This is a genomic window from Streptomyces sp. NPDC053048, assembly GCF_044547045.1.
Lineage (GTDB): Bacteria > Actinomycetota > Actinomycetes > Streptomycetales > Streptomycetaceae > Streptomyces.
This window is the reverse complement of the sequence record NZ_JBITZS010000001.1, coordinates 686,093-703,864: the sequence shown is the minus strand read 5'-3', so window position 1 is coordinate 703,864 and position 17,772 is coordinate 686,093. Positions and strand designations below refer to the sequence as shown.

The window sequence follows — 17,772 nt, the reverse complement described above, 5'->3', positions numbered from 1 at the left end:
CCGTCCCGGCCCCGGAGGGGGCCCGAACGGCCCAGGGTACGCGGTGGTTCGGCCGTCTAGGATGACCGCCATGACGACCGGGGTCCGCCGCAGGATGAGCGTCGAGGAGCGACGCGAGCAACTCATCGCGGTCGCCCTCGACCTCTTCAGCCATCGTCCGCCCGACACCGTCTCCATCGACGACATCGCTGTGGCGGCCGGGATCTCCCGGCCGCTCGTCTATCACTACTTCACCTGCAAGAAGAGCCTGTACGAGGCCGCGTTGCGGCGCGCCGCCGACGAGCTGGTCACGCTGCTCGCCGAGCCCCCCGAGGGCCCGCCGGCCGCCCGGCTGTCCCGGGTGCTGCGGCGGTTCTTCGACTTCGTGGAGGCCCATGGCACCGGGTACGCGGCCCTGCTGCGGGGCGGCCCTGCGATGGGCGGCGCGGGCGCGGCCGTCGCGCTGATCGACGAGGTGCGCCGGGCCGCGTACGGCCGCCTGGTGGAGCACCTGGGCGTGGGCGAGCCGACGCCCCGCCTGGAGTTGACGCTGCGCTCGTGGATCTCCCTGGTGGAGACCACGGCGCTGCTGTGGCTGGACGGCCGCCGCATCCCGCGCGTGGAGCTGGAGACCCAGCTGGTGCTGGCGTTCACGGCGCTCCTCGCGGTGAGCGCCGCCTACGACGAGGACACCGCGGCCGTCCTGGCGCGGGTCCTCGCCGACGAGCCGGCCACCGGTCCGGTGACCGCGCTCGCGGGGCGGCTCAGCCGCGCCGGAAGACCGCCGCCGTCCTGCCCGGCACGGTGAAGGTGCCGGTCCCGGCGTCGTAGGAGGCCGAGGTGACGACGGGGTCCGAGCCGCGTGCCTGCACGGGGTGCAGGGCGTAGCCGGTGCCGGCGAGGGCGCCGACGCGCTGGGTGCGGGTGTCCGGGGCGGCGTTGAGGACGACGACGAGGTCGTCGAGGCGCATGGTGATCACTCCCGGGGTCTCGTCGGCGCCGGAGAGCGGGAAGGACAGGGCCCGCTGGACGGCCTCGGTGGTGGGCTTGCCGAAGGCCTTCTCGGTCGTGCGGATGCGCAGCAGGTCCCGGTAGGCGGCCGAGGCGGCCGTGATCGGGCCGCAGCCGGGGCGCAGTGCCGGGTCGGCGAGGAGAGGTCGGGCGTAGGGCCACTTGTCGGCGTTGTCGCGGGCCGGGGGCAGGCCGCGGCCGAAGCCGTTGCCGTCGGCGCAGTTCCAGTGGATGGCGTTGAACCAGTCGCCGCTGTCGTAGGAGTTGCGGTCCAGCGACTTCGAGCGCAGCAGGTCGGTGCCGGCCTGGGAGAGGGCCGGGCCCTGGGAGAGGGCGGCCGCGGCCATCGCGAGGACCTGCGCGCGGGCGCGCTCGGCGGCGGGTGTGCCGGGCGGGAGTTTGTAGGCGAGGGCGTCGTAGAGGGTTTCGTTGTCGTGGGCGTCGGCGTAGGAGAGGGCGTCGCCGGGGGCGGCGGCGTAGCCGGCGGGCGAGCCGTTGTAGTCGACGTCGGCGCCGCGCACCTGGCGGCCGGTGGAGTCGGTGAAGCGGTAGTCGGCGAGGTTGCCGGTCAGACCGACCTTGATCAGGTCCTGGGCGTGCAGGAGCCGGGTGCGCTGTTCGGCGTGCGAACCGTTGGCGGGAGAGCCGTTGGGGGCGGTGAACAGGCCCGAGGCGAAGCCCTGGACGCGGGGGTCGGCGTCGAAGGGGCCGCCGCCGCGGATCGCGTCGCGGGAGCGGTCGGAGAAGGTGGCGATGCCGGTGCCGGCCATGTTCTTCTGCGTGGCCTGGACGAAGCGGGCGTCGTTCGCGACCTCGCCGAAGTTCCAGCCCTCGCCGTAGAGGACGACGGCCTTGCCGTCGACGCCGTCCCGCGCGGGGGTCAGGGCGTCGAGGGCCTTGCGCACGGCGAGGACATTGGCCTTGGGGTGATGGCCCATCAGGTCGAAGCGGAATCCGTCGACCTTGTACTCCCTGGCCCAGGTGACGACGGAGTCGACGACGAGCTTGCCCATCATGGCGTGCTCGGGCGCGGTGTTGGCGCAGCAGGTGGAGGTGGCGACGGTGCCGTCGTCGAGGAGACGGTGGTAGTAGCCGGGCACGATGCGGTCCAGGACGGACTTGTCGTCCTGGCCGGAGGCGGCGGTGTGGTTGTAGACGACGTCCATGACGGTCCGCAGCCCGGCGTCGGCCAGCCCCCGCACCATCCGCCGGAATTCGAGGGTCCGGCGGGGGCCGTCGGGTTCGGAGGCGTAGGAGCCCTCGGGGACGGTGTAGTGCAGCGGATCGTAGCCCCAGTTGTAGGCGTCACGGGCGGCGGTGCGGGCGACGCATTTCTGCTGCTCGTCGGAGTCGGCCGGGAGCAAGGCCAGGTCGCAGGGCGGGGTGGCCTGGTCGGCGCGGCGTTCGGGGGCGGTGGCGAAGTCGAAGACGGGCAGCAGGTGGACGTAGGACGTGCCGGCGTCGGCGAGGCTCTTGAGGTGTCGCATGCCGGGTGAGGCGTGGTCGGTGAAGGCGCGGTAGCCGCCGGAGGCGGCGAAGTCGCGGACGTGCAGCTCCTGGATCTGCGCGTCGCGCAGCGGCACGGCCCGGGGCTTGCGCAGCCGCTGCCAGCCGGCGGGCGCGAGGGCGGGGTCGGCGAGGTCGGTGACCAGGCTGCGGGCGGAGTCGGCGGTCAGGGCGGTGGAGTAGGGGTCGGTGACGTGGTTGGTGACCACCTTGCCGGCGGACGGGGCCCAGACGGTGACCGCGTACCGGTACGGCTTGCCGGCCCAGTCGCGGGATCCGGTGGCGCTCCAGACGCCACTGGCGTCGTCGCGCCGCATGGGCAGCGTGCGGCCGTCGAGCTCGAGCGCGACGCGACGGGCGGTGGGCGCCCAGACGGAGAGGGTGGGCCGGCCCCGCTGGAAGACAGGCCCCAGGCGGGCCTTGCCGGCGGCGGACGCGTAGAGGTCGTCGAGGACGCCGGGTATCTGGACGCCGGTGACGACTCCGTCGTCCGTCTCGGCGACGAGGGGGCCTCGGAGGGCGGTGCGTTCCTTGCCGTGGGCGTCGAGGCGGAAGGCGTCGTGGGTGGCGGCGAGGCGCGGGTACCTCGTGAGGCCGCCGGGGAGGGGGGTGAGGTGGAAGGTGCCGGTGTCGTGGACGAGGCGGTGGGGGCGGGTGGGGTTGCCGAGGTTTTTGGGCCAGGCGACGGTGGTTCTGTCGAGCCACTGGACTTTGGCGTGGGGTGGATTCGGGGGTGCGGCGTGGGCCATGCCGGTGCCGGCTGTGGGCAGGGCCATGGCTATGGCTGCCGCCAGGGTGGCTAAGCGTTTCATGGACGGTTCTCCTTTGGCTGTCGGTGGGTGGGGGTGGTTTTGTCCCCCACCCCGCCCCTTCCCGTAACTGGGGGCAAGCCCCCAGACCCCCCAACCGCGCTGCGCGCGGTGTCCTCAAACGCCGGACGGGCTGAAATCAGCCCGTCCGGCGTTTGAGGACCGGGGTCCGGGGCGGAGCCCCGCCACGCGGCGGAGCCGCACATCGTTACTGCGGGAAGGGGCGGGGTGGGGGAGATCAAACCGCTAGCCGCACGCTCGCGCCCCCACATGCAGCGCCAACGCCGTATTCGCGGCAAGCGACGCGGTGAACCGGCCGTCCGCCCCCACCGTCACCCTCCGCCCGCTCTGCACGTCGCAGTAGTCACCGCCCGGCAGCGACGTCTGGAACGTCCGGCTCACGGCGAACGCCTCGTGGTTGAGGACGACGTAGCCCTTGTCGCCCCGCCCGAAGGCGATGGCCTGGTAGCCGTTGTCCCACCAGTCGGTCACCGCCGTGCCCCGCACGGCCTGGCGGAAGGCGACCATGCTGCGGATCTCCGGCCACTTGTGCTGGCACTTCCAGCCGTCCTGCCAGCAGGCAGCCACCGCCCCGCCGCCAGGCGGGCCGGCGTCGCGGTCGGTGAACTCGTAGCCCGAGTGCACGTCCGGTGCCCCGTAGGGCCAGGCCAGCATGAAGACGTTCGCCAGGGTGTAGGCGGCGCCGTCCTTGTAGCTGAGGGTGTCGCCGCCGCGCTCGGTGTCGTGGTTGTCGACGAAGACGGACGCCGTGCCGCTGGGCAGGTGGCCCCAGCCCTCGCCGAAGTTCCTCAGGTAGGCGAGCCGTTCGCTGGTGAGGACCCGCTTGAGGTCGCGGGCGTAGCGGAATTCCTGGACGTCGCCGGTGCCGGTGTATTCGCCGGGCTGGACGGCCTCCCCGGCGCCGAAGATCGTCTCCTGCTTCCAGTACGCGTCGGGCCGGGTCAGCCGGGACTTGATCGCGGCCAGGTCCTCGGCCGGTATGTGCTTGGCGGCGTCGATGCGGAAGCCGTCGGCGCCGAGCGCCAGCAGGTCGTTCAGGTAGGCGGCGATGCGCGCCCGGACGGGCTCCTCGCCGGTGTCGAGGTCGGCGAGGCCGACGAGTTCGCAGTTCTGGACGTTGCGGCGGTCGCGGTAGTCGCTGACGACGTCCGTGCAGTCGTCCATGTCCTGGCGCTGGTAGGTGCCGGGGTAGTCGTATTTCGTATACACGGAACCGCCCGTTCCGGTGCCGGCGCCGGCCGCCATGTGGTTGATGACGGCGTCGACGACGACCTTGACGCCCGCCGCGTGGCAGGCCGCGACCATGCCGGAGAAGGCCGCCCGGTCGCCGAGCCGTCCGGCGATCCGGTAGCCGACGGGCTGGTACGAGGTCCACCACTGCGGGCCCTGGATGTGCTCCTGGGGCGGGGAGACCTGGACGTAGCCGTAGTCGGCCGGGCCGAGGGTGTCCTTGCACTCCCTCCCGACGGAGGGGTAGTTCCATTCGAAGAGGACGGCCGTGACGTCCTTTTCGCCGGGTGGGCCCGCCTGTGCCTGGGGTGCGCAGACGGTCGTGGCCGCCATGAGCGCGACCGCGCCGGCCAGGACTCTTCGGGCGATTCGGGACATGCCGGTGGGGGGCATGGTGCCTCCTGGGATGGGGGGTGCGGACGCGACCCCGTACACGGCAATACGCCTTGCCCTCAAGGCCCATGAAGGTTCTTTCAGCAAGGTTGCCCGCACGAGTGCAACCGCTTGCCGCTCGAGACCGTAAGCGCCTCTCCCGCACCGGTCAACCCTTCGGACACGGTCCGGTTACAACCCCGAAATCTTGCGATTCCCTTCTTGCAAGGTCTTTCGCAAGAGATTGCAGCCTGTTAGCTTCCTCCTCAGCTCGGGCCGCCCTCCCCTCCAGCGGCCTCCCGAACGAGGAGCATCCATATGCGAAGAGGCATATCGGTCGCCGCCGTTGCCGGTGCGCTGGCCCTGACCATGACCGCGTGCGGCGGTGGCGGCAGCGACAAGAGCGACGGCTCCAAAGCGGCGAACGACCCGGGCGGCGTGAGCGGCACCATCACCTGGTGGGACACCTCGGACGCCACCAACGAGGCGCCCGCCTTCAAGAAGCTGGTGGCCGCCTTCGAGGCCAAGTACCCGAAGATCAAGGTCGAGTACGTCAACGTCCCGTTCGACCAGGCCCAGCAGAAGTTCAAGACCGCCGCCGCCACCGGCAAGGGCGCCCCCGACGTGCTGCGCTCCGACGTGGGCTGGACCCCCGGCTTCGCCCAGCTCGGCTACCTCAAGGACCTCACCGGTACCCCCGCCCTCGACAAGAGCGAGGACTTCCTCGAGGGGCCGCTGAAGAACGCCGCCTACCAGGGCAAGACCTACGGCGTCCCGCAGGTCACCGACACCCTCGGCCTGCTCTACAACAAGGAGCTGCTGAAGAAGGCCGGCGTCGGCAACCCTCCGGCCAACTGGAAGGAGGTCAAGGAGGCGGCCGAGAAGATCAAGGACAGGACGGGCGCCGCGGGCATCGGCCTCAGCCCCGACAGCTACTACTCGCTGCCCTTCCTCTACGGCGAGAAGAGCGACATGGTGGACGCCGGCAAGAAGAAGATCACGATCTCCAGCGCGGCCTCCCTCAAGGGCATCGAGACCGCCGTCGACCTGGTGAAGTCCGGCGCCGCGCCCAAGCCCGCGGGCACCGACGGCTACAACGCCCTCAAGACGGACTTCAAGAACGGCAAGCTGGCCATGCTGATCGACGGTCCCTGGGCGACCAAGGAGATCTTCGGCGGCGACGCCTACAAGTCCCGCGACAACCTGGGCATCGTCCCCGTCCCGGCCGGCTCCACCGGCACCGCGGGCGCCCCGGTCGGCGGCCACAACCTCGTCGTCTACGCCGGCTCCAAGAACTTCGACGCCAGCTACCTGTTCACGAAGTTCATGACCGAGGCCACCCAGCAGGAGACCGTCTCCACCGCCATCGGCGTACTGCCCACCCGCAAGTCGGCCTACACCAAGGCCGTCCTCGCCGACCCGGTGCGCGACTCCTACTTCCGGGCGCTGGACAAGGCCCACCCGCGGCCGCCGATCCCCCAGGGCGGCGACCTCTTCACCGAGTACCTCCAGCACTACACCAAGATCCTCACCCTCAAGGAAGAGCCCAAGGCGGGCCTGGACGCCACGGCCAAGGCCTGGCAGTCCGCGCTCCTCAAGGACTACGGCATCGAGGAGTAGGACCCGATGTCCACAGTCGTCACCAAGGTCAGGCGCTCCTTCGGCACCCACTGGTACGCCTGGGCGATGGTGCTGCCGGTCGTTCTCGTGCTGGCGGTCCTCGTCGGCTATCCGCTGGGGCGGGGAATCTACCTGTCCTTCACGGACGCCAATGAGGCCAACATCGGCCGCACCATCGGCGTCAACCACATCGCCCCGACGTACGAGTTCGTCGGACTCGACAACTACTGGAAGGTGCTCTCCGGCCAGGAGGGCCACTTCTACTCGCGCCTGACCTGGACCGTCGTCTGGACCTCGGCCTGCGTCTTCCTGCACTACACGATCGGCCTGGGGCTGGCCCTGCTGCTCAACCGGCAGGTCCGGTTCCGGGCGCTGTACCGGGTGCTGCTGATCCTGCCCTGGGCGGTGCCGGCGTTCGTCGCCACCTTCTCCTGGCGGCTGATGTTCAACGAGAAGTACGGCGTGCTCAACGCCTTCCTGACCGGACTGGGCCTGGACCCGGTGGACTGGCTCGGCGACAGCACGCTGCAGAAGCTGTCGGCCGTCGCGGTCAACGTCTGGCTGGGCGTGCCGTTCATGATGGTCGCCATCCTCGGCGGCCTGCAGTCCATCCCGGGCGAGCTGCACGAGGCGGCCGAGATGGACGGGGCCTCGCCGTGGCAGCGCTTCCGCCATGTGACCCTGCCGGGGCTGCGCGCGGTGAGCGGCACGGTGATCCTGCTGGGCGTCATCTGGACGTTCAACATGTTCCAGGTGATCTACCTGCTGATCGGGCAGGGCGCCAGCTCGGAGAGCGAGATCCTGGTGACGTACTCCTACCGGCTCGCCTTCCAGGGCATCCGCGACTACGCGGGCTCGGCCACGTACGGCATCCTCATCCTCTCGCTGCTGCTGGTCTTCGCCGTCTTCTACCGCCGGATGCTCACCCGACAGGAGGAGACGACCCGATGAGCACCACCACCCCCACGCCGCGCGGGCGCGGGCAGCGCTCGCGCGGGGCCTCGATCGCCCTGCACACGGCGCTGGTCTGCGCCTCGGCGATCTCCCTCTTCCCCGTCCTGTTCATCGTCTTCGTCTCGCTGCGCGGACGGGACGGCTGGCAGGAGCCGACCAGGGCCACCGGCTTCGACCTCTCCAACTACACCCACATCCTGGGCGAGACGAAGTTCCTGACCTGGTTCGGCAACTCCGTGATCATCGCGCTGGGCGCCACCGTCGTGGGCGTGTTCCTCTCGGCGACCGCGGGCTACGCGGTCTCCCGGATGCGCTTCCCCGGGCACCGGCCGCTGATGTGGACCTTCCTCGTCGTGCAGATGTTCCCGATGGCGGTGCTGATCGTGCCGCTCTACAACATCCTCGGGCAGCTGGAGCTGCTGGACTCGCACGCCGGCCTGATCCTCACCTACTGCTCGGTCTCCGTGCCGTTCTGCGCCTGGATGCTCAAGGGGTACTTCGACTCCATCCCGGCCGAGATCGACGAGGCGGGCCGGGTGGACGGGCTGACCCCCTTCGGCACGTTCTGGCGGCTGATCCTGCCGCTGGCCCGGCCGGGCCTGGCCGTCACCGGCTTCTACTCCTTCATCACCGCCTGGGGCGAGGTGGCCTTCGCCACCCAGTTCATGAGCAGCGAGGAGCACTACACGCTGGCCGTCGGGCTGCAGACGTTCGTCGGGCAGCAGAAGGCCGAGTGGGGGCTGATGACGGCGGCGGCCGTGCTGATCACCGTCCCGGCCGGGCTGGTCTTCTTCCTCGCCCAGCGGCACCTGGTGGCCGGACTGACCGCCGGCGGCACCAAGGGCTGACCTTGTGCCCGCACCGTCGTTGAGCCCTGCACACGAGACGAACCTACGAGACTACGAGCCGATAGGAAGTACATGACCCAGCATCTCGCGCCCTCCCTCCGTCCGGCCGCCGGCGACCCCGCGCGGGCCGACGGCTGGTGGCGCAGCGCTGTCATCTACCAGGTGTACGTGCGCTCGTTCGCCGACAGCGACGGCGACGGTATCGGTGATCTGCGGGGCATCCGGGAGCGGCTGCCGTACCTGGCAGGGCTGGGCGTGGACGCGCTGTGGCTGACGCCGTTCTACGCCTCGCCGCAGGCGGACGGCGGCTACGACGTGGCGGACTACCGGGCCGTCGACCCGCTGTTCGGGCAGCTGTCGGACGCGGACGACCTGGTGCGCGAGGCGCACCGGCTGGGGCTGCGGGTCATCGTGGACATCGTGCCCAACCACACCTCCGACCAGCACGCCTGGTTCAAGGCCGCGCTCGCGGACCGGCCGGAGGGGACGGCCCGCGAGCGCTACCACTTCCGTCCGGGCCGGGGCGCGTCCGGCGAACTGCCCCCCAACGACTGGGAGTCGGTCTTCGGCGGCCCGGCCTGGACGCGCACCACGGACGCCGACGGCACCCCGGGCGAGTGGTACCTGCACCTGTTCGCGCCCGAGCAGCCGGACCTCAACTGGGACAGCGCCGAGGTGCGTGCGGAGTTCGACTCCGTGCTGCGGTTCTGGCTGGACCTGGGCGTGGACGGGTTCCGTATCGACGTGGCGCACGGCATGGTCAAGGCGGCGGGGCTGCCGGACATCGGGCACACCGAGCAGGCGAAGCTGATCGGCGCGCAGGTGCTGCCGTTCTTCGACCAGGACGGGGTGCACGAGATCCACCGCGCCTGGCGGCGGCTGCTGGAGTCCTACCCGGGCGAGCGGATCGGGGTGGCCGAGGCATGGGCACCCACGGCGGAGCGGCTGGCGCTGTACGTGCGTCCCGACGAGCTGCACCAGGCGTTCAACTTCCAGTTCCTGACCTGCGACTGGGGCGCGGAGCCGATGCGGGAGGTCATCGACGATTCGCTGGCGGCCACGCTGTCGGTGGGGGCGCCCACGACGTGGGTGCTGTCCAACCACGACGTGGTGCGGCACGCCACCCGCTACGGGGCCGGCGACGACGAGCTGGGGCTGCGCCGGGCACGCGCGGCGGCGCTGCTGATGCTGGCGCTGCCGGGCTCGGCCTATGTCTACCAGGGCGAGGAGCTGGGGCTGCCGGAGGTTGTGGACCTGCCGGACGAGGTGCGCCAGGACCCGGCGTTCTTCCGGGGCGACGGTCAGGACGGCACCCGGGACGGCTGCCGGGTGCCGCTGCCGTGGTCGGGCGAGGCGGCCCCGTTCGGCTTCGGGCCGGGCGGCAGCTGGCTGCCGCAGCCCGGGGCGTGGGCGGGCCTGTCGGTGGAGGCGCAGTCGGGCGACCCGCGCTCGACGCTGGAGCTCTACCGCTCGGCGCTGACGCTGCGCCGCGAGCTGCCGGGGCTGGGCGACGGGGAGATGACGTGGCTGGAGGCTCCCGAGGGAGTGCTGGCGTTCTCCCGGCCGGGCTTTGTGTGCACCCTCAACACGCTGGGTGACGAGGTGGCGCTGCCGGTGCCGGGCCGTCCGCTGCTGGCGACCGAAGCCCTGGAATTCTCTGGCGGTACGGTACGTATCCCTTCGAATTCATGTGTGTGGTGGGCAGTCTGAGATGCGACCGGTACAGTCACCTCCTGTGACCGCACGGCTGGCCGATATCGCAGCCCAGGCGGGTGTCAGCGAAGCAACCGTCAGCCGCGTCCTCAACGGAAAGCCGGGGGTCGCCGCCTCCACCCGCCAGTTGGTGCTGGCCGCGCTCGACGTGCTGGGCTACGAACGGCCGGTCCGGCTGCGGCAGCGCAGCGAGGGACTGGTCGGGCTGATCACGCCCGAGCTGGAGAACCCGATATTCCCGGCCTTCGCCCAGGTGATAGGCCAGGCCCTGACGCGCCAGGGCTACACCCCGATCCTGGCCACCCAGACGCCGGGCGGCTCCACCGAGGACGAGCTGACGGAGATGCTCGTCGACCGGGGAGTGGCCGGCATCCTCTTCGTCTCGGGGCTGCACGCGGACACCTCCGCCGACATGCAGCGCTACGAGCGGCTGCGGGCCCAGGGCGTGCCGTTCGTGCTGATCAACGGCTTCTCGTCGAAGGTGCGGGCGCCCTTCGTCTCGCCCGACGACCGGGCGGCGGTGCGCCTGGCCGTCACCCATTTGGCCGCACTGGGCCACCGGCGCATCGGGCTGGCCCTGGGGCCCCGGCGGTACGTCCCGGTGCAGCGGAAGATCGAGGGCTTCCTGCGGAGCATGCGGGACGAGCTGGGGGTGGCCGAGGCGGAGGCGGAGCAGCTGATCCAGCATTCGCTGTTCACCCTTGAGGGTGGTCAGGCGGCGGCCGCCGCGCTCATCGACCGGGGGTGCACGGCGGTGGTGTGCGCCAGCGACATGATGGCGCTGGGGGTGATCCGGGCGGCGCGGCAGCACGGTCTCGAAGTGCCGCGCGACGTCTCGGTGGTGGGGTTCGACGACTCGCCGCTGATCGCGTTCACCGACCCGCCGCTGACCACGATCCGGCAGCCCGTGCAGTCGATGGGGCAGGCCGCGGTGCGGGCGCTGCTGGAGGAGATCGGCGGCACCCCGGCCCCGCACAGCGAGTTCGTCTTCCTGCCCGAACTCGTGGTGCGGGGGTCGACGGCGTCGGCTCCGGGCGTGCGTACGGATGCTCGTGCGAACGCGCGGGGGACGGTCGCGCGGGGGGACTGACGGGGGTGCGCACCCGACTTGGGGACGATCTGCCGATGTGAGCTTTCTGGCAGACTCTTTCCCTATGGGTGAAGCGACAGCAAGGACCCTGGAAGGCCGGACGGCCGCCCCGCCACCCACCCGGGAGCGCGCGGAACGGCCGTCGGCGGATCGCGGCCTGCTGCACAGGCTGCGCTCCCCACGGCATCCACGCCTGTGGTTCGAGGTGCTGCTGATCGTGTTGAGTTACTGGACGTATTCGCTCGTCCGCAACGCCGTGCCCGAACAGCGGGCGGCGGCCCTGCGCAACGCCGACTGGATCTGGCAGGCCGAGCAGTCCCTGCACATCGCCGTGGAGCGGACCGTCAACCAGGCCGTGAATTCGGTGACGTGGCTGATCGTGGGCATGAACTACTACTACGCCACGCTGCATTTCGTGCTCACCATCGGGGTGCTGGTCTGGCTCTACCGCTGGCATCCGGGGCGGTACGCGGCCGCCCGGCTGGCGCTGTTCGCCACCACCGGTGTGGCCCTGCTCGGTTACTACCTGTATCCGCTGGCGCCGCCCCGGCTGATGGAGGGCCTCGGGTTCGTCGACACCGTCGTGGTGCACCACACCTGGGGCTCGATGGCGTCGGGGAATCTCGCGGACGTCTCCAACCAGTACGCGGCGATGCCGTCGATGCACATCGGCTGGTCGACGTGGTGCGGCATCACCATCGCGATGCTGACGCGGGCGGCGTGGGTGCGGCTGCTGGGGGTGCTCTACCCGGTGACGACGCTGGTGGTGATCGTCTCGACCGCGAACCACTTCTGGCTGGACGCGGTGGGCGGCCTGCTGTGCCTGGCCTTCGGGTTCGCCCTGTCCTGCGCCTGGTACCGGGCACTGCCCTTCCGGCTGGCCCGCCGGGTGGCGGTCGAGAGCGCCTAGGCGCATCCTGAGGGGACATCGCCTCAGGGGGCATCGCCTCAGGATGCATCGTCTCCGGCGGGCGCGGGCGGCGGCCGGTCAGGCCCCGTAGAACAGCTCCTCCACCACGGCCCGCGCCCGCCGCGTCGTGCGCCGGTAGTCGTCGAGCATCTCCCCGACGTGGCCCGGCTCGTAGCCGAGGTAGCGGCCGACGGCGGCCAGCTCCCGGGGGTCGGTGGGGAAGGTGTCCCCGGCGCGGCCGCGCACCAGCATCACGGCGTTGCGCACGCTGGTGGCCAGCACCCACGCCTCGTCCAGGATGCGGGCGTCCTCGGTGGAGATGAGCTCCGCGGCGTGGGCCGCGGCCAGCGCCTCACGGGTGCGGGTGGTGCGCAGGCCCGGCTCGGCCCAGCCGTGCCGCATCTGCAGCAGCTGGACGGTCCACTCGACGTCGGACAGGCCGCCGCGACCCAGCTTGGTGTGGGTGGTCGGGTCGGCGCCGCGCGGCAGCCGTTCGGTCTCCATCCGGGCCTTCAGGCGCCGGATCTCGCGCACCGCGTCCTCGCCCAGGCCCTCGACCGGGTAGCGCAGCGGGTCGACGAGCTCGACGAAGCGCCGGCCCAGCCCCTCGTCGCCCGCGACCGGCTCGGCCCGCAGCAGGGCCTGGCTCTCCCACACCAGCGACCAGCGCCGGTAGTAGGCCGCGTACGAGGCGAGGCTGCGCACCATCGGCCCGGACTTGCCCTCGGGGCGCAGGTCGGCGTCGACGAGCAGCGGCGGGTCGGTGGTGGGCAGTTGCAGCAGGCGGCGCATCTCACCGGCCACGGCGAAGGCGGCCTTGCCGGCCTCCTCGTCGCCGACGCCCTCGCGTGGTTCGTGGACGAACAGCACGTCCGCGTCGGAGCCGTAGCCCTGTTCGTGGCCGCCGAAGCGGCCCATGGCGATGACGGCGAAGCGCGTGGGCAGGGTGTCGCCCCACTCGGCCCGCACGGCCGCGCGCAGGGCGCCGGCGATGGTGGCGGCGTTGAGGTCGGAGACGGCGTCGCCGACCGTCCGGACACGGGCGCCCGGGTCGCTGCCCGCGGTCTCGGCGTGGCCGCGGGAGCCGGTGCCGTGCTCGCCGGTGGCGTGGGCGCCGTTGCCGGGGTGCCCGTAGGCGCCGATGATGTCGGCGGCGGCGGTGCGGAACAGCTCGCGGCGGCGCACCCCGCGCACCGCGACGATCCCGGCCTCGGCGTCCTCGGCGCGGCCGACCGCGGCCATCACCTCCTGCTCGAGCGCCTCGCGGCCCCGGGGGCGCAGGCCGCCGGGGTCGCCGAGGAGCGCGACGGCCTCGGGGGCGCGCAGCAGCAGGTCGGGGGCCAGGCGCCCGGCGGACAGCACCCGGGCCAGGTTCTCGGCGGCCACGCCCTCGTCGCGCAGCAGCCGCAGGTACCAGGGGGTGCGGCCCAGCGCGTCGGAGACCTTGTGGAAGTTGAGCAGGCCCGCGTCGGGGTCGGCGGAGTCGGCGAACCAGCCGAGCAGGACGGGCAGCAGGGTGCGCTGGATGGCGGCCTTGCGGGTGACGCCGGAGGCCAGGGCCTCCAGGTGGCGCAGGGCGCCGGCCGGGTCGGCGTAGCCGAGGGCCTCCAGGCGCTGGCCGGCGGCCTTGGGGCTGAGCCGGATCTCGCCGGGCTCGAGCTGGGCGACGGCGTCCAGCAGGGGCCGGTAGAACAGCTTCTCGTGCAGCCTGCGCACCTCGCGGGCGTGCAGCCGCCACTGCCTGCCGAGTTCGTCGACGGGTTCCTTGCCGGCGGGCCAGTCGCAGGTGCGGGCCAGCGAGCGGCCCAGCCGGCGCAGGTCGTCCTCGCCCTCGGGGACGAGGTGGGTGCGGCGCAGCCGGTAGAGCTGGATGCGGTGTTCCAGGGCGCGCAGGAAGCGGTAGGCGGCGTCGAGCGCCTTGGCGTCCGCCCGGCCGACGTAGCCGCCCGCGGCGAGGGCGGCCAGCGCCTCGAGGGTGCTGCCGCTGCGCAGGGTGGCGTCGCTGCGGCCGTGCACCAACTGCAGGAGCTGGACGGCGAATTCGACGTCCCGCAGGCCGCCGGGGCCGAGCTTGAGCTCGCGCTCGACCTGGGTGGCGGGGATGGACTCGATGACGCGGCGGCGCATCTGCTGCACGTCCGCGACGAAGTTCTCGCGCTCGGCGGCCTGCCAGACCAGCGGTGAGACGGCGTCCGCGTAGGCCTGCCCGAGGGCGGCGTCCCCGGCGACGGGCCGGACCTTGAGCAGGGCCTGGAACTCCCAGGTCTTGGCCCAGCGCTGGTAATAGGCGAGGTGGCTGGTGAGGGTGCGCACGAGGGGGCCGTTGCGGCCCTCGGGGCGGAGGTTGGCGTCGACGGGCCAGATGGTGCCCTCGGGCGTGACGTCGGAGCAGACCCGCATCATCCGGGCGGCCAGCCGGGTGGCGGCCTGCAGGGCGGGGCCCTCGGCCGTGCCCTCCACGGCCTCCGCCACGAAGATCACATCGACGTCGGAGACGTAATTGAGCTCGTGGCCGCCGCACTTGCCCATGCCGATGACGGCGAGCCGGCAGACGGCGGCGTCCTGCGGCTGCTCCTCGGACGCGATCCGCAGGGCGGCGCGCAGGGTGGCGGTGGCCAGGTCGGCGAGTTCGGCGGCGGTCTCGGAGACGTCGGTGGTGCCGCTGACGTCCCGGGCGGCGATGGTCAGCAGGCAGCCGCGGTAGGCGGCGCGCAGCGCGTCGGGGGGAGTGAGCCCGGCCTCGTGCCCCGCCCGCACCCCCTCGGTCAGGGCCCGCTCGAACTCGGGCACGGCGGGGTGCAGATCGGCCGACTCGAAGGCGGCGAGCGCGCGCCAGTGCCCGGGATGCCGGGCGAGGTGGTCGCCGAGGGACTCGGAGACCCCCAGCACACCCAGCAGCCGGTCGCGCAGCGGCTTGGCGGTGACCAGGGTGTCCAGCAGCGCCCGCCGCTCCCCGTCCCCCCGGGAGTCCAGCGCCTCGACCAGCCGGACGAGCCCGCGCAGCGCCAGGTCGGGATCGGCGGTGCCGCCGAGCGCGTCGAGCAGCACGGGGTCGGCGCGAACAGCCGCCAGCGCGGGGGCGTCCAGCAGCCGGTCGGCGGCCGGCGGGTCGGTGAAGCCGTACCTGAGCAGCCTGGTGTAGGCACTGCTGCGCCGACCGTCCGGCACTGTCATCGGCAGCCTTTCGTCCGTCCGCGGTGGGGGGCCCAGGATGTGTCCCCGGAGGCCACCGGTCAGAGCACCGGCAGCATCTTGCGCAGCTCGAAGGCCGTGACCTCCGAGCGGTACTCCTCCCACTCCTGCTTCTTGTTGCGCAGGAAGAAGTCGAAGACGTGCTCGCCCAGGGTCTCGGCGACCAGTTCGCTGCGCTCCATCAGCTCGATGGCCTCGCCCAGGTTCTGCGGCAGCGGCTCGATGCCCATGGCTCGGCGCTCGGCGTCGGACAGCGCCCAGACGTCGTCGTCGGCGCCGGCGGGGAGTTCGTACCCCTCCTCGATGCCCTTCAGGCCCGCGGCCAGCAGGACCGCGTACGTCAGGTAGGGGTTGGCGCCGGAGTCGATGGAGCGGACCTCGACCCGGGTGGAGCCGGTCTTGCCGGGCTTGTACATGGGCACCCGGATCAGCGCCGAGCGGTTGTTGTGTCCCCAGCAGATGTACGAGGGGGCCTCGCCGCCGGCGCCCGCGGTGCGCTTGGAGCCGCCCCAGATGCGCTTGTAGGAGTTCACCCACTGGTTGGTGACGGCGGAGATCTCGCCCGCGTGCTTCAGCAGGCCGGCGATGAAGGACTTGCCGACCTTGGAGAGCTGGTACTCGGCGCCGGACTCGTAAAAGGCGTTGCGGTCGCCCTCGAAGAGGGAGAGGTGGGTGTGCATGCCGGAGCCGGGGTACTCGGAGAACGGCTTGGGCATGAACGTGGCCTGCACGCCCTGCTCCAGCGCCACCTGCTTCATCACCAGGCGGAACGTCATGATGTTGTCGGCGGTCGACAGCGCGTCCGCGTAGCGCAGGTCGATCTCCTGCTGTCCGGGGGCGCCCTCGTGGTGGCTGAACTCCACCGAGATGCCCATGGACTCCAGCATGGTGATCGCCTGGCGGCGGAAGTCCATACCGACGTTCTGCGGGGTGTGGTCGAAGTAGCCGGAGGAGTCGGCGGGCACCGGGCGGGTGCCGTCGACGGGCTTGTCCTTGAGCAGGAAGAACTCGATCTCGGGGTGGGTGTAGAAGGTGAACCCGAGGTCGGAGGTCTTGGCCAGGATGCGCTTGAGGACGTAGCGCGGGTCGGCGTACGAGGGCGAGCCGTCCGGCATCAGGATGTCGCAGAACATCCGGGCGGTGCCCGGGGCCTCGGCGCGCCACGGCAGGATCTGGAACGTCCCCGGGTCCGGCTTGGCGATCATGTCGGACTCATAGACCCGGGCGAAGCCCTCGATCGCGGACCCGTCGAAGCCGATGCCCTCGTCGAAGGCCTGCTCCAGCTCGGCGGGGGCGACGGCCACGGACTTCAGATAGCCGAGCACATCCGTGAACCACAGACGCACGAACCGGATGTCGCGCTCTTCGAGCGTGCGGAGCACGAACTCCTGCTGCTTATCCATAGCTACCTATCCTTGCAGGTCAGACGGCTCGTTTCACCGGGTGCGGGCACAGGCTGGACCTTGAGTATCACGTCCCGGGGTTACCGGGGAGTTTCCGGGCGGCAGCCGCACCGTTCCGCCTTATGGGTGCATCGTACTTATGCCCGTACGCAGAGTGCCGCCGTGCCGCAGCCGGATGGGCTGCGGCACGGCGGCTTCGGTTACTCTGCGCTACGAGGCATGACCCGCCGGGGAAGCGGCCACGCACGTCGCGGTGCCGAACTCACCCTTGGCGGTGGCGCGCTTCACCTCCTTGCCGTTGATCGTGATCACGCAGTCCGCCCGACCGTCCCCCTCACCCAGGATCAGGCTGAGGCTGGGCGCGGTGGCGATGCCCTTCATCGTGACCTTCTTCTTCCACGGCAGCTTGGGGTTCTCGACCGTTTCCGAGGATTCCCGCTTGTTGTCACCTATTCCGTAGTCGAGGTCCTTGACGTTGGTCCCGATCACCTCGTAGACGACCTCGAACTCCTTGTTGTCGAGCTTTTCGAACTCGTCCTTGGCGATCTCTTCACCAGAGAAGAAGTTAAAGAGAACAACGGCAGCCAAGCCGGCCCCGACCACGGATCCAATGAACCCAAGGAGTACTCTGCGCACACGCTCCTCTTTTCGCGAAATCTCAACGACGCCCAGCCGGAGCCTTCAAGCGACTTCCTGCGAGACATGGAATCCCTTGGGAACCTTCCCCCGTACCGCACCCCAAACAGGGTCTCGCGTTACCGCTTCGAACCATTCATCGAACGGAGTCTCGTCGCCGCGGAAACACCAGGAGTCACCACCGCCCATCGACACAAGTTCGGCGTCGAGTTCATACGCGTACTCGATTTGAACCTGCGAGTATCCTTCATGATCTCCGTCGGCATCGACCAGCTCCAATTGACGAACAAACCCTACAGTAAATGTTGGGTCAGGAAACCAGTTCACTTCGCCGTACTGAAAGAGGAATCCGTCGGATTCCATCCCATCGGGGACATCGAACTCGATCCGCTCGAAGCTTCGGACAGCCGCCAGCACCTGTTCAATCGCCGGAAACTCGTGATCCGACACCGATTGGTTGATCAGACCTCGTACGATA

At 71.0% G+C, this 17,772-nt stretch carries 13 protein-coding genes; 7 read left to right on the top strand and 6 right to left on the bottom strand.

The features are described from left to right. Positions 1 to 70: 70 nt before the first annotated feature. Positions 71 to 787, top strand: coding sequence for a TetR/AcrR family transcriptional regulator (locus ACIG36_RS03450; protein WP_399921123.1), 717 nt, complete (start codon positions 71 to 73; stop codon positions 785 to 787). Here ACIG36_RS03450 and pulA read toward each other — a convergent pair. Both pulA and ACIG36_RS03440 read right to left on the bottom strand, forming a co-directional pair. Beyond that, positions 744 to 3,278, bottom strand: a complete 2,535-nt coding sequence (gene pulA / locus ACIG36_RS03445; RefSeq protein WP_399922174.1) for a pullulanase-type alpha-1,6-glucosidase — start codon at positions 3,276 to 3,278, stop codon at positions 744 to 746. The two genes, ACIG36_RS03450 and pulA, sit on opposite strands and share 44 nt — an antisense overlap. A 273-nt stretch (positions 3,279 to 3,551) precedes the next feature. Next, positions 3,552 to 4,925 carry an alpha-amylase family protein gene (locus tag ACIG36_RS03440; protein ID WP_399922172.1) on the bottom strand — a complete coding sequence of 458 codons (1,374 nt, stop codon included), beginning with the start codon at positions 4,923 to 4,925 and terminating at the stop codon, positions 3,552 to 3,554. Positions 4,926 to 5,246: 321 nt separating this feature from the next. Between ACIG36_RS03440 and ACIG36_RS03435 the strand changes: the two genes are divergently transcribed. The 6 genes from ACIG36_RS03435 (at position 5,247) to ACIG36_RS03410 (ending at position 12,063) form a co-directional block, all read left to right on the top strand. Further along, a complete protein-coding gene (locus ACIG36_RS03435; protein ID WP_399921120.1) occupies positions 5,247 to 6,548 on the top strand; it encodes an extracellular solute-binding protein in 1,302 nt (433 codons plus the stop codon). A 6-nt stretch (positions 6,549 to 6,554) separates the two neighbouring features. Then, positions 6,555 to 7,499 (top strand): carbohydrate ABC transporter permease, encoded by a 945-nt coding sequence (locus tag ACIG36_RS03430; protein WP_399921117.1) that lies wholly within the window; start codon positions 6,555 to 6,557, stop codon positions 7,497 to 7,499. Next, positions 7,496 to 8,350 carry a sugar ABC transporter permease gene (locus tag ACIG36_RS03425; RefSeq protein ID WP_399921114.1) on the top strand — a complete coding sequence of 285 codons (855 nt, stop codon included), beginning with the start codon at positions 7,496 to 7,498 and terminating at the stop codon, positions 8,348 to 8,350. The genes ACIG36_RS03430 and ACIG36_RS03425 overlap by 4 nt, the downstream gene beginning before the upstream one ends. Positions 8,351 to 8,422: 72 nt before the next feature. Further along, positions 8,423 to 10,060 carry a glycoside hydrolase family 13 protein gene (locus ACIG36_RS03420; protein WP_399921111.1) on the top strand — a complete coding sequence of 546 codons (1,638 nt, stop codon included), beginning with the start codon at positions 8,423 to 8,425 and terminating at the stop codon, positions 10,058 to 10,060. A gap of 25 nt (positions 10,061 to 10,085) precedes the next feature. Beyond that, complete coding sequence (locus tag ACIG36_RS03415; protein ID WP_399921108.1) at positions 10,086 to 11,153, top strand: LacI family DNA-binding transcriptional regulator; 1,068 nt, start codon at positions 10,086 to 10,088, stop codon at positions 11,151 to 11,153. 64 nt (positions 11,154 to 11,217) lie between these two features. Next, positions 11,218 to 12,063 carry a phosphatase PAP2 family protein gene (locus tag ACIG36_RS03410; protein WP_399921105.1) on the top strand — a complete coding sequence of 282 codons (846 nt, stop codon included), beginning with the start codon at positions 11,218 to 11,220 and terminating at the stop codon, positions 12,061 to 12,063. A 78-nt stretch (positions 12,064 to 12,141) separates the two neighbouring features. Here ACIG36_RS03410 and ACIG36_RS03405 read toward each other — a convergent pair whose 3' ends face one another. The 4 genes from ACIG36_RS03405 to ACIG36_RS03390 form a co-directional block, all read right to left on the bottom strand. Continuing rightward, entirely contained in the window at positions 12,142 to 15,237 is a 3,096-nt protein-coding gene (locus ACIG36_RS03405) for a bifunctional [glutamine synthetase] adenylyltransferase/[glutamine synthetase]-adenylyl-L-tyrosine phosphorylase (RefSeq protein ID WP_399921102.1), read from the bottom strand. A gap of 59 nt (positions 15,238 to 15,296) precedes the next feature. Continuing rightward, positions 15,297 to 16,658, bottom strand: a complete 1,362-nt coding sequence (gene glnA / locus ACIG36_RS03400; protein ID WP_399921099.1) for a type I glutamate--ammonia ligase — start codon at positions 16,656 to 16,658, stop codon at positions 15,297 to 15,299. 210 nt (positions 16,659 to 16,868) lie between these two features. Beyond that, positions 16,869 to 17,261: a hypothetical protein gene (locus ACIG36_RS03395; RefSeq protein ID WP_399921097.1), complete on the bottom strand. Its 393-nt coding sequence runs from the start codon at positions 17,259 to 17,261 to the stop codon at positions 16,869 to 16,871. A 78-nt stretch (positions 17,262 to 17,339) separates the two neighbouring features. After that, positions 17,340 to 17,744, bottom strand: coding sequence for a hypothetical protein (locus ACIG36_RS03390; RefSeq protein WP_399921094.1), 405 nt, complete (start codon positions 17,742 to 17,744; stop codon positions 17,340 to 17,342). Positions 17,745 to 17,772 lie beyond the last annotated feature (28 nt).